The organism is Nonomuraea cypriaca (genome assembly GCF_015645445.1).
Lineage (GTDB): Bacteria > Actinomycetota > Actinomycetes > Streptosporangiales > Streptosporangiaceae > Nonomuraea > Nonomuraea cypriaca.
The window spans coordinates 17,365-30,608 of record NZ_JADOGI010000038.1 but is presented as its reverse complement, the minus strand read 5'-3'; the positions used below and the strand labels follow the sequence as shown (position 1 = coordinate 30,608).

The following is a 13,244-nucleotide window of genomic DNA, read 5'->3' as shown; positions in this document are numbered from 1 at the left end:
CACCGCATAGCCCGTGCGGCGATGTCCCAGGCGTGACGGATCGATGGTGAGACCGGGGAGTCTGGCAGCTGTTGACTTCGTCGTGAGGGTCTGGTGACTGATATGAATCGATACTATCGAGCATGCCGTCGATCCGATGTGGAGTCCTTCCCCGGCTGGGCCGAGATCGCGCGCCAGGACGTCGGCGGGGACATTCTCTACATCAGCGATGACCTGCGGGTGTTGACCGAGTCCTTCGACGATGCGGCGGTGGTCCTCGCCGAGGCGGCACCCGGCTGGGCCGATTTCTGCGCACAGCGGCTCGGCGTCGACCCGAAGAGCGGCTCATGACCGGCGACCACGTGGCCATCGTGGGGATGGCCTGCCGGGTACCGGGTGCGAACTCGATCGAGGAGTTCTGGCACAACGTCGAGGCGGGTGTCGAGACCGTCGCGACGATCGACGACGACAGGTTGATCGCGGCCGGAGTCGATGCCGTGACCCTCGCCGACCCCCGCTATGTGCGGCGCGGCGGCATCCTCACCGACCTCGACCGCTTCGACGCGGACTACTTCGGCTACGGCCCCCGCGAGGCCGAACTGCTCGACCCGCAGCACCGCCTGTTCCTCGAGTGCGCCACCGAGGCGTTGCAGCGCGCGGGCTACGACTCACCGCACTACGACGGCCTGGTGGGCGTTTACGGCAGCGTGGGGTTCAGCTCCTACCTGCTCAACAACGTGGCGTCCAACCGGCACCTGCTCGACAACGTGCCGGATCTCCAGGTGATGATATCCGGCGACAAGGACTATCTGGCCAGCCGCGTGTCGTACAAGCTCAATCTGCATGGTCCCGCGATGACCGTGCAGACGGCGTGCTCTAGCTCGCTGGTCGCCGTTCACCTGGCGGCCCAGGCGCTGCTGGCGGGCGAGTGTGACCTGGCGCTGGCGGGCGGCGCCTCGATCCACGCATACGGAGTCGGCTACCTGGCCCCAGTGGGCGGCATCCTCGCCGCCGACGGGCATTGCCGAGCCTTCGACGCCGAGGCGACCGGTGTGGTGCCGGGCAGCGGTGCCGGTGTGGTGGCGCTCAAGCGGCTCGCCGATGCCGAGGATGACGGCGACGTCATCCACGCCGTGATCCGGGGCTCGGCGGTGAACAACGACGGCGCGCACAAGGTGGGCTATTCGGCCCCCAGCAGGCGTGCCCAGCGGGAGGTCATCGAGATGGCGTTGGGCGCGGCCGAGGTCGACCCGGAGACGGTCGGCTTCGTCGAGGCGCATGGCGCGGCCACCCGACTCGGTGACTCGATCGAGATGGCGGCGCTCAACGATGTCTTCGGCCGAACCCCCGGTCACCGCTGCGCACTGGGCTCGACCAAGGCGGCCATCGGCCACCTCGACACGGCGGCCGGCGCGGTCGGTCTGATCAAGACGGCGCTGGCCGTGCAGCACAGCGTGGTCCCGGCCACCGTGAACTTTCGCTCGCCCAATCCGGAGATCGACTTCGCGGCGGGGCCGTTCTTCGTCCCCGCCGAGCGCCAGTCCTGGCAGGTCGGTGACGGTCCGCGTCGGGCTGGGGTCAGCTCGTTCGGCATGGGCGGCACCAACGCCCATGTCGTGCTGGAGCAGGCCACCACTCCGGCATCACCATCGTCCGACACGGACCGTCCGACACTGCTGAAACTCTCGGCCCGCTCGACCGCCGCGCTCGACCAGATGGCGCACATGCTGGCCGACCATCTCGAGTCGCATCCCGAGGTCGCGCTCACCGATGCCGCGTGGACCCTCCACATGGGACGCCCCGAGCTGCCGCTGCGCCGGGCCATGGTCGTCGGGGACCGCGCCGAGGCCATCCGCCTGCTGCGCGACCCGGCCTCGGCGGCGGTGCACGACGGTACGACGGCCAAGACCAAGCCCTCGGTGGTGTTCCTGCTCTCCGGCGTCGGCGACCAGTTCGAGGGGATGGCCGCCGGGCTCTACCGCGAGCGGCCCGCCTTCCGCGACGCCTTCGACCAGTGCGCCAAGCTCTTCGAGCCGCTGATCGGATTCGACCTGCGGCAGATGATGGTTCCCTGCGAGGGCGAGGCGCCGCGACCGAGCACCCGGATCATCGACGACGAACCGTCGGTGGGCAACCCGGCGCTGCGCCAGACGGTGATCACCCAGCCGCTGATGTTCACCATCGGGTACAGCCTGGGTCAGACGCTGTTCGAGTGTGGCGTGAAGCCGTCAGCGCTGCTCGGCTACAGCATCGGTGAGTACGCCGCGGCGTGTCTGGCGGGCGTCTTCGACCTGCCCGACACGGTGCGGTTGGTGGCGGCCCGGGCAAAGCTGATCGAAAGCGTGCCTCCGGGCAGGCTGCTGGCCGTGCTGCTCGACGAGGAGAGCGTGCGCGGTTACCTGACCGAGCCGGGTGTGTCGCTGTCGGCGATCGACGGGCCGAAGCTCTGCGTGCTCGGCGGGACCGTAGCGGGTGTCGAGGCGGTGGCTGCGCGGCTGCGGGCGGACGGCATCGCTCACCGAATGCTCCCCGGTGAGCACGCTTTTCACACCGACATGATGCGTGCGCTGGACCCCGCGCTGACCGAGTTGGCGAGCGGCATCGAGCTGCGACCGCCGCGGATCCCGTTGCTGTCCAATGTGACCGGTCGGTGGCTCACTGACGACGAGGCTCGCGATCCGGGCTACTGGGCACGGCACACCTATCGGCCGGTGCAGTTCGCCGACTGTCTGGAGCAGGTCTGGAGCCTGAGTCTTCCGGTCGTCGTCGAGCTGGGACCGGGCCGTGGCCTGGGAACCTTGGCCGTGCAGCACCCCAGGCGGGCCTCCGTCGAGGCGGCGACCACGTTGCACACCATGCCAGGCAGGCTGGACGACTCGGGCGATGAGGAGACCCTGCTGCGCGCGCTCGGCAGGCTGTGGCTGTGCGGTGTCCAGCCCCACTGGGCCGGGGTGGCCGGGCCGGCGCGGCGGGTGATCCTGCCGACGTATCCGTTCCAACGTGGACGGTACTGGTTGGACGCGGTGAGCTCGCCGGCATCGATCGAGTCGGCGGTGGTGTCGGGCGGGAAGGTGGCGCGTCGGCAGGACCCGGCCGACTGGTTCGCCCTGCCGTCGTGGCGCCGAGAGGAGCCCCCCGTGCCCGCCGAACGGAGCGGCGTGTGGTTGGTGCTGACCGACAATCCGGTGGGCGAGCGGGTCGCCGCGACGCTGGTCGCTGCGGGGCACGACGTGCGACTCGTGGCGGCGGGCGGTCCATTGGGGATCGATCTGGACAGCCGCGACGACTACAGCCGGCTGGTGGAGTTGATCCCGGAGCCCGCACGCGTGGTGCACTGTGTGTGGGATGAGGGACCGGGCCGCAGGCCCTACTACAGCCTGCAGTATCTCGCTCAGGCTCTGTGGGGCGCGGTGCTGAGCCCTGTCGAGATCATCGCGGTCACCGCGCACGGCGTGTCCGTGGCCGGCGAGGCCGAGCTGCGACCGCTGCACGCCACCGTCGGTGGGCTGTGCCGCGTGCTACCGCAGGAGTTTCCGCACGTGAGCTGCCGCACGATTGATGTCAGTGCTCCCGCCTCGGAGGCGGAGACGACGCGGGTGGCGGCACAAATCGGGGCTGAGGCCGTATGCTCCTCGATCGAGCCGACCGTCGCTTATCGGCACGACGCCCGTTGGGTGCAAACCTATGAACGTGCCCGCCTGGAGACCACCGAGACGTCGGCGAACCTGCGCCGGGGCGGTGTCTATCTCATCGTCGGCGGCCTCGGCACGGTGGGCTCGGTGATCGCGAACTACCTCGTCGACACGGCGGGTGCGCACATCGGCATCGTCCGCCGTTCCGCCATGCCGCCCCGCGACCAGTGGGAGCGGCTCGCCGCCGATCCGAGCACCTCCCAGGAACTGGCCTGGGATCTCGACATCCTGCTGGGCATACAGGCCAGGGGCAGTCGGGTGCTGGTGGCGCAGGCCGATGTGGCCGATGAGGAGGCCTTCACCCGCGCGGTCGCCGAGGTGGAGCGGGAGCTCGGCCCACTGGCAGGAGTCTTCCACTCGGCGAGCGTCGTCGGCCAGGGCGCCGAGCTGCCGCTCGATCAGGCCGATGACGTGTCGACAGAAAGGCACTTCCGCAGCAAGCTGGATGGGTTGCCAGTGATGGCCCGGGTGCTGGCCGACAAGCCGCTGGACTTCGTGGTGCTGAACTCGTCGATCTCCTCGGTGCTTGGTGGCATCGGCTACGGAGCCTACGCGTCCGCCAACTGCTTCATGGACACGTTCGCCCACCGGCAGCGGCGGCACAGCCAGACCGCCTGGACCGCGATCAACTGGGAGGGCTTCGCCTACGGCGAGGACGCCGAGGAGGTCCGCACCGGCGCCACCCTCCACGATCTGCTCATCGACGACGCGCAGGCCCGTGACGTGATCGATCGCATCATGTGCTCGTCGCTGCCCGTGCAGATCGTCGTGACCACCGGCGATGTCGAGGCGCGGGTAGATCAGTGGGCGCGGCACGTGTCGCGTCTGTCGATGGCGGCGGAGCAGCAGACGACCGCGGTGCTGCACGGCCGACCCCACCTGCACACCGCCTACGTGCGGCCGGGCACCGAGGACGAGAAGCAGATCGCCACGATCTGGCAGGACCTGCTGGGCATCGCCGAGATCGGGCTGAACGACAACTTCTTCGACCTAGGCGGACACTCCCTGATCGCGACCCAGTTGGCGGGCCGTATCCAGGAGGAGTTCAAGGTCCGCGTCACGCTGCGCGCCGTGTTGAGCAAGCCGACCATCGCCGATCTGGCCGAGCTGATCGCGAAGTCGACAAAGAACCAGACCAGCGGCGCCATCCGCAGGGTGGCCCGCGAGCGCTATCGCGCGCAGCCGGAGTGGGAGGGCGAGTCCGCGTGACGATGACAGCCACGCTTCATGGTCGTTTCGAGGCCAGGGTGGCCGCCGATCCGCACCGGATCGCGTTGACCGATGGCGCCCGGCGACTGTCCTATGCGGACCTCGACGCGCGCGCCGAGGCGTTGGCGTCGAGGCTGCGCGCGGCCGGGGTGCGCCCGGGTGACCTGGTGGCCACGTGCCTCGCCCGGTCCGCCGAGCTGATGGTGTCGATCATCGCGATCCTCAAGGCGGGCGCGGCCTATGTGCCGCTCGACCCGGACTATCCCGAGCAGCGACTGGAGTTCCTGCTCGCCGACAGTTCGGCGGTCACGGTGGTAACCGACACCGCGCACGCCGCGAAGCTGGGCGTCGAGCACCGTGTCCTCATCGATGGGCCCGGCGGCCCGGGGCACGACACGGTACGGTCCGGCGGCACCCGGCACAAGGACTGCGCCTACGTCATCTACACCTCGGGTTCGACTGGTGCGCCCAAGGGCGTGCTAGTCAGCCATGCGAACGTCATCGCCCTGATGGACGCGACGGCACCAGTGGCCGGCATCACGGAGTCCGATGTGTGGACGCTGTTCCACTCGGTGAGCTTCGACTTCTCGGTGTGGGAAATGTGGGGCGCGCTGCTCTATGGCGGGCGCCTGGTGATCGTCCACAGCAGACACACGAAGTCGCTGGAGGACTTCGTGGGGCTGCTCCGCGACGAGCGGGTGACCGTGCTCAACCAGGTGCCCTCGGTGTTCCGGCATCTGGTGGCCGCCTTCGATCGGTTGAGCTGCCCGGTGCTCGCGCTACGCGCGGTCATCTTCGGCGGCGAGGCCTTGGACCCGGCCTCGGTGCAGCGGTTCTGGCGGCTGAACCGCGGGCCCCACGTCCGGATGATCAATATGTACGGCATCACCGAGGCCACGGTCCACGTGACCTTTTGCGAGCTCACCGACGAGGTACTGAACCCGGGCGGGGACGGCACCCCGATCGGCGTCCCGCTGCCGCACCTCGAGGTGCACCTCGTCGATGAGTGTGGCGAGCCGGTGCCCGACGGCGAACCCGGCGAGATATGGGTCGGGGGCGCCGGCGTCGCGTGGGGCTATCTCGGCCGACCCAAGTTCACCGCCGAGCGCTTCCTGCGTGGCGGAACCGTCTATCGCAGTGGTGATCTGGCGCGGCGTGATCCGGACGGCGGTCTGCACTACCTGGGGCGGATCGATCACCAGGTGAAGGTGCGCGGCTTCCGGATCGAGCCCGCCGAGATCGAGGCGGTGATAAGGGAGTTCCCGGGTGCCGAGGGCGCTGCAGTGGTGGCGCACGACTCCGCACAGGGCGGACGCCGCCTGGTCGCCTACGTCGAGCCCGCTCTCGAAGGTGTCCATTCCTTGAGGGAGTTCGTGGCCGGACGGTTGCCCGCTCACATGACACCAGCGCAGTTCATCGTGATGGCACGCCTGCCCATATCACCCAACGGCAAGCTGGACCGCCGCGCGCTGCCCGATCCCGACAGGCAGGACACCGGTCCGGCACCGTGTGCGGCCACCACCCCGCTGGAGCGCATGCTGGTCGAGGTGTGGTCCGAGGTGCTCGGCCTCGACCCGTACGAGCTGGGCATCGACCAGAACTTCTTCGTCAGCGGCGGTGACTCGCTCAACAGCATCCAGATTTCGGTGGCCGTCGAGGAGCGTGGGCACACGGCGACACTGGAGAAGATCTTCCGGCATCAGACGATTCGCACGCTCGCCGCAGCCATGGCTGAGCAGGAGGGTGCCCCCGACCAGGCGGGTGCGGAGCGCGAACTACCCCCGTTCGCCTTGGTGTCTGATGTGGATCGAGCACGGCTGGGCGCAAACATCATCGACGCCTATCCGATGACGATGCTGCAACAGGGCATGCTCATCGAGAGCATGCTGGGCGCGACCGCGGGCCGCTACCACGACATCATGCTCACCGCATGCGGCCTGCCGCTTGTTCCGGAGCTGCTGGATCGCGCGCTCGCCGACCTCTTCGTGGCCCATCCCACCCTGCGCACCAGCTTCGACATCGAGTCCTATGCGGAGCCGCTAGGTCTGGTGCACGCACATGCCGAGACCCGGGTGCAGATCATCGACCTGCTGGGCTTCGACTCAGCGATGCAGGACCGCGCGGTGAAGCAGTGGGTCGATGGTGCCAAAGCCCGACCGATGTCCTGGCAGATCGCGCCGCTGGTGCGGGTGGCGGCGTTCGCCGTCGATAGGGCCTCGTTCCGTCTGGCGGTCGGCTTTCACCACGCGATTCTCGATGGGTACAGCTTCACCATGCTGCTCAGCGAGCTCCTGCGCCGCTACGCGGATCTGCTGCGGCACGGCACCGCTGCCGCCCCGGTCGTCGAGCCGGTCAGGTTCGCCGAGTACGTGGCGCGAGAACGCGCCGCGATCGCCGAGCCCGCGGAGCGTCAGTGGTGGCTGGAGCGGCTGTGTGGCTACAGGCCGTTGTTGCCGAGCACCGACGACGGTCCGCAGTGGTATCACCGCCGCGTGGTCCACTTCGACTCGGAGGCCTCTCGCGGCCTGCGCGAGGTCTCCGCGCGGGAAGGGGCCTCGGTCAAGCATCTCGTGCTCGCGGCGCACCTTTGGGTGTTGGGGCAGTTCTTCGGGCGCGTCGATGTCACCACAGGACTGGTCACCAACGGCAGACCGCGCGATGCCTCAGCGACCGAGCTGCTGGGACTGTTCCTCAACACCGTGCCACTGCGCGTCGAGCTGGGTCACCCGACGTGGCGCGATCTGGTGCGCGAGGTGTCGGCGGCGGACGTCGAATCCCAGGAACATCGGCTGTACCCCTACGCGCAAATGGTCCGGGACATCGGCATCACCCCGATCCAGACCTCCTTCAACTTCCTCCGCTACGTGGAGTACAACCGGCTGGAGGAAGAGGGCGTGCCGCTGCTCATCGACGAGTTCCACGTGCAGACGGAGTTTCCGTTCTCGCTCAACGCGGAGGTCGATCCGAAGACAGATGAGCTGTCGCTCGACATCTGGATCGACGGCGACCGTTGGCCCGAGGAGGAGGCTACCAGGGTCGCCGAGCTCTACCGGCGCGCGATCGGCGCGATGGTCGCGGACATCGCCGGTGCCTGCCCGCCGGTGCAACCCCGGCAGTCCGAGGCGGGTACCGCCGCCCGTGCGCTCGGCGTGGCGCCCGAGCACGTCGTCGCGGTCGGGCCACTCACCGAGATGCAGCTCGACCTCTACCTCTACCAGGCGCGGAAGCCGGAGAGGGCGCACTACTTCCTTGCCTTCCATCTGCCACTAGGTCGTGAGCTGCGACCCGAGGTGTGGCGTCGGGCGGTGGCGGAGGTCGTACGGCTCGAGGAGGGGCTGCGCACCCGGCTGTGGGAAACGGCCGACGGCACCACACACTGGTGCGTACTGGCCTGCGAGGCGGTCCTGGAGGAGATCTCTGCCGACGACCTCGAAAAGCTGATCGACGCGGTGCGAGAGCCCTTTCCGCTGCTCGGATCGCCGTTGGTGCGGCACTATCTGGCCCGCGACCCGGACGGCGAGTATCACGCGGTGTTGGCCACGCACCACATCGCCCTCGACCGCATCTCCGGCGTGGTGGTGCTGCGCAGCATCCTCGATGCCTACCATTCCATTCTGGAGGGTCGTCTGGTCGAGGGGCCCGGCGCGAGCTTCCGCGACTTCGTCGCGTCGCCGGATGCTCGGATGGACGCCCCCGACTCCGTCGACTACTGGCGCCGCCAGGCCGAGGTGGCGTCGCCGCTGATGATGCCGCGACCGGCGGTCGGCGCCGCGGGGCGCGTGGTGGATCGCGCAGTGTTGTCGACGGCCGACGTCGAGCGGCTGCGAACCTGGTGCGCGGAGCATTCGGTGCGGCTGCCGAAGCTCATCCTCGCCGCCTATCTGGCGACACTGTGGCGGGTGGGCGAGCCGGACGGCCCGTTCGTCGTCGACCACGTGGTCGCCGGGCGCCCGGCCGGCCATCGAGACACGGTCGGTTGTTTCTATCGGGTGGCACCGTTCGTCGTCGATCTCGCCGCCGACCGCGATCGCGCGTCGTGGGTCATGGAGGTCGAGCGGGAGCGCTCGTCGCACGCTCGACTGTCCGTCCGAGCCCAGCGAGCCATCTTCCCCGCACAGTCACCGCGCTTCGTCTACAACGCCTACACCTCCGGTACGATCGGGGGTTCGCGGATGCGCCTGGTGAACGACGAGCCGCTGGATGAGGCCCATCTGGTGGTCGAGGAGGTCGACGGCGAGCTGGACCTGTCCTTCCGTTATCGGGAGGATCAACTCGCCGGGTTCGCCTTGCCCACGCTGGTGGCCAGGGTGGCGTTGGCCCTGATCGAGCCGGGCACCGTGGGCTCGATTCCGCTGGTGTCCGAGGAGGAGCGAGGCGAGCTGCTGCGGTTGGCCGATGGCGGGCCCATCCTCCATCGCGACGGCGCGCTGCTGCACGACCTCATTCGGGCGCAGGCCGGGCGAACGCCGCACGCCGAGGCGGTCCGCATCGGCGACACCGCACTGTCCTATCAGGAACTGATGGGGGGCGCCGACCGACTGGCGGCACGCCTGGTCGAGCTGGGGGTCGGCCCGGACGACCGGGTCGCCGTGGCCCTGCCGCGCTCGCTGGAGCTGATGGTCTCGCTGCTCGCGGTGCTGCGGGCGGGCGCGGGCTACGTGCCGCTCGACACCGGCTATCCGGAGGCCAGACTGAGCTACATGCTGGCCGACTCGGGGGCCTCAGTGGTGCTGGCGGACGCCTCGTCCGACCTTCCGCTGCCCGCCGGAGTTGTCCGATGTGGACCGACGGAGGTCGGCGCGGCACTGCTGCCCGAGCTCGCGGATCCCACACTGCTCGCCTATATGATCTACACCAGCGGTTCGACGGGCCGACCCAAGGGCGCGATGAACCAGCACGGCGCGGTTGTCAACCGTCTGGAGTGGATGCGCAACGCCCTGGACGTCACCGACGTCGATGTGGTGCTGCAGAAGACGCCTAACAGCTTCGACGTGTCGGTGTGGGAGTTCTTCCTGCCGCTGCTCACCGGCGCGCGGCTGGTGTTCGCCGCGCCAGGCAGGCACGGTGACCCGTTCTACCTGGCCGATCTCATCGAGTCGGTCGGCATCACGATGGTGCACTTTGTGCCGTCGATGCTGCGGGTCTTCCTGGACGCGATGGAGCCGGGCCGCTGCGTGGGCCTGCGCTGCGTCGTGTCGAGCGGCGAGGCGTTGCCGCCGCAACTGCGCGACCGGTTCCGCCGACTGCTGCCGGGAGTGCGCCTGGTGAACCTCTACGGGCCGACCGAGGCGGCGGTCGACGTGACCGTGCACTACTGCGCCGACGAACCACTCGCCACGGTCCCGATCGGACGGCCGATCGCCGGCACCAGGACCTACCTGCTCGACCGGGACCTCCGCCTGGTGCCCCGGGGTGCCGTCGGCGAGCTCTGCCTCGGCGGCATCCAGGTCGGCCGGGGCTACGGCGGCAGGCCCGACCTCACCGCCGATAGGTTCGTGCCGGACGAGTTCGTTGGGGGTGGGCGGCTCTACCGCACCGGTGACCGGGCTCGCTGGCTGCCCAACGGCGAGTTGGAGTACCTGGGCCGCAACGACGACCAGGTGAAGCTGCGCGGATTCCGGATCGAGACGGACGAGGTGACCGCCGCGCTGCGCGAGCTGGCCGAGATCGCCGACGCCACCGTGCTGCTGACGGAGTCGGCGGGTGGCAGGCCGATGCTCGTCGCCTATCTGGTGCCCGCGCCCGGGGCGACCGTGGACTGGCCGTCGGTCGGCCGGGCCCTGCGGCTGTGCCTGCCCGAGCACAGCGTTCCGACCGGCCACGTGGTGCTCGATGCCATGCCGTTGACGCCCAACGGGAAGGTGAACCGGGCCGCGCTGCGGGCGATGGATCCGGTGCGGGCGCATGAGACACACGCCGAGGGCGCCCCGTGTTCGTCGACCGAGGAACGGCTGGTCCAGGTCTGGCGGGACGTGCTGCACCTGGACGCCCTCGGGGTGGAGGACAACTTCTTCGACCTCGGCGGCGACTCGCTGCTGCTGCTGCGCACCCTCGGTCGGGTGCGCGCGGTCGCGGAGGCGGGTACGGAGCTGTCGGTGGTGGACCTCTTCAGCCATCCGACGATCCGCACCCTGGCCGCATATCTTGATCGTTTGAACACGTCGGAGCGGGCGACGACCGGTACCCGTCGAGGAGGCCGCACCGCGAGGGAAGGCAGGCTGTCTGAGCAGCGGGAGCGCCGCCTGGCCGGGCGACGCCTGGCCGATCGTCCGTCGGACTCCACATCATGAACGAGCTGGAGCTGCGCCAGGCCGAACCGGACGACTTCCTGGCGGAGGCACAGGTGCGCCTGCTGCACGTCGACACCGACGTGGGCTACACGGCCTCGGTTCGACTGCTGGAGCGCTGCGGGTTCCGGCGGGTGGAGAGCGAGAGCCAAGCTCACCTGCTGCTGGTTCTGGACAGGGGATGGTGAAGGCGATGAACGGAGATCAGAAGGTGGCGGTGGTCTATGACACCGGTTCGGCAGGACCGCTTGAGGTGATCGACGCGGCCACGGGCGTGTGCGACGTGGTCTTTCTGCTCGACCACACCAGGCCTGGTGTGCGTGAGGCGGCCGAGCTGTGGGAGGAGATATCGCCGGAGGAGGTCCTGCACATTACCGGACTGTCCGATGAGGACATCGCCGATCGACTGCGGCGCATTGGTGTGGCGGGCATCGTCACCTTCAGCGAATACGCCGTCGTGCTCACCGCCGCGCTGGCCTACCTGGCCGGCCTGCCCTATCACCGGCCCGACGTGGCGCATCGGCTCACCAACAAGGCGAGCCAGCGCCGCCGCCTGGCCGAGGCCGGGATGGAGGCGATCAGGTTCCGTACCGTCACCGCGCCAGAAGACGCGACGTCGGCGCTGGCCGAGGTCGGGCTGCCTGCGGTGGTGAAGCCGACAGTCGGCGCGGCGAGCCGCAACGCCTTCCCGGTCACTGTCGACGAACCATGGTCCGATGTGGCGCCTCGACTGCGTGACGAGAGCGAGCTGATCATCGAGGAGCTGCTGGTCGGCGACCCTACAGTGGCGGGGGAGGAGTGGGGTGACTATCTGTCGGTCGACGCCATCACATGCGCGGGCCGGCATCACTGCGTCGCGGTGGTCGGCAAGTTCCCGCTGATCCCACCGTTCCGAGAGGGCGGCATGATCTTTCCGGCCACCGTCTCGTCCGGCATCCATCGGGATGCCATAGAGTTGGCATTCGCCGCGCTCACCGCGCTGGGTGTCGAGCGCGGCGTGACCCAGACGGAGATCAAGCTGACCCGGCAGGGGCCGCGGCTCATCGAGGTCAACGGGCGGTTGGGCGGCTATGTCGGCGACATCGTCCGCCGTGCGGTCGGCGTCAATATGGTCCGGCTGGCCCTACTGGCGGCGCTGGGGGCCGACGGTGTCGAATCGGTGCCGACGCCGCGCGGCGTGACCTACTCGTACTTTCTGCCCACGCCGCACGGTCGGCTGCGGTTGACCGGGCTGCGCGGACTGCCGGAGGTGAGAGCAGTGGCCGGGGTGACTTCGGTGACCGCGCACGCTCGACCCGGCACACTGCTCGACTCGAGCACGGGTACCCAGGTCTACCTCGGAGTGGTGCGGGGACATGCCCCCGACCACGCCGCCGTCACCGCGGCGGTCGCGGCGATGCACGACCGGATCGAAGCGGCCTACTCGCCCTGCTGAGGCACCACAACGGCGGTGCCGATCAGCCCGTTCGCGACGGTCCAGCGTCCGGTGAAGCCGGTGATCCCCGGCGGTCCTGGCACCAGCAGGCGCGCGCGGAAGGTGCCGTCCCGGTCGATGACGACCTCCGCCTCCTCGAAGCCGAGCCAGCGCCCGGTCAAGGAGAACCACGCCTTGTAGACGGACTCCTTGATGGAGAAGAGGAGCCGATCCCAGCACACCCCGGATGTGCTCGGCAGCGCCGCCAAATCCTGCGGCAGCGCCACGATGCGCAGCAGGCCGTCAGGCAGCGGCCAGGCCGGTTCGGCGTCGATGCCGATGCTCAGCCATTCGGTGGTGACGGCTGCGGCGCGATAGCCATCGCAGTGGGTGAGGCTGCCGACGACACCTTCGGGCCAACACGGTTCCCTGTGCTCGCCCGCCAGGATAGACACGGAAGGGAAGCCGAGTACGGCCAACGCCTGACGGGCGCAGTGCCGAGTGGTGGTGAACTCCCGCCGCCGCGCCTCAATGGCCCTCGCGATCAGCTCGGCCTCGCCGGGCATGAGCTCGGCGTCCAGGGCGTCGTCGAACCGCTCGACGCATGACACCGATGGCGGCAACAGCCCGGCGATCATCGCGCCCCCGGCAATCGGGGCAGGA

General features: G+C 69.2%; 6 protein-coding genes. 5 read left to right on the top strand and 1 reads right to left on the bottom strand.

Translation table 11 applies throughout. From position 1 onward, the window contains the following. The first annotated feature begins 138 nt into the window (after window positions 1-138). From ITP53_RS15185 to ITP53_RS15165, 5 genes are read left to right on the top strand one after another with little or no spacing between them, the layout of a single operon-like run. Window positions 139-330 (top strand): hypothetical protein, encoded by a 192-nt coding sequence (locus ITP53_RS15185; protein ID WP_195896027.1) that lies wholly within the window; start codon window positions 139-141, stop codon window positions 328-330. Continuing rightward, a complete protein-coding gene (locus tag ITP53_RS15180; protein ID WP_195896026.1) occupies window positions 327-4,880 on the top strand; it encodes a type I polyketide synthase in 4,554 nt (1,517 codons plus the stop codon). The genes ITP53_RS15185 and ITP53_RS15180 overlap by 4 nt, the downstream gene beginning before the upstream one ends. A 2-nt stretch (window positions 4,881-4,882) precedes the next feature. Continuing rightward, on the top strand, window positions 4,883-11,170 hold the full coding sequence (locus ITP53_RS15175) for a non-ribosomal peptide synthetase (RefSeq protein ID WP_236050840.1): 6,288 nt from the start codon (window positions 4,883-4,885) through the stop codon (window positions 11,168-11,170). Beyond that, window positions 11,167-11,355: a hypothetical protein gene (locus ITP53_RS15170; RefSeq protein WP_195896024.1), complete on the top strand. Its 189-nt coding sequence runs from the start codon at window positions 11,167-11,169 to the stop codon at window positions 11,353-11,355. Before ITP53_RS15175 ends, ITP53_RS15170 begins: the two co-directional genes overlap by 4 nt. Window positions 11,356-11,360: 5 nt before the next feature. Further along, the gene (locus tag ITP53_RS15165) at window positions 11,361-12,602 is read left to right on the top strand and encodes an ATP-grasp domain-containing protein (protein ID WP_195896023.1); all 1,242 of its coding nucleotides are present in this window, start codon (window positions 11,361-11,363) and stop codon (window positions 12,600-12,602) included. Here the strand turns inward: ITP53_RS15165 and ITP53_RS15160 are convergent. Further along, entirely contained in the window at window positions 12,587-13,219 is a 633-nt protein-coding gene (locus tag ITP53_RS15160) for a 4'-phosphopantetheinyl transferase family protein (RefSeq protein ID WP_195896022.1), read from the bottom strand. The genes ITP53_RS15165 and ITP53_RS15160 overlap by 16 nt on opposite strands. Window positions 13,220-13,244 lie beyond the last annotated feature (25 nt).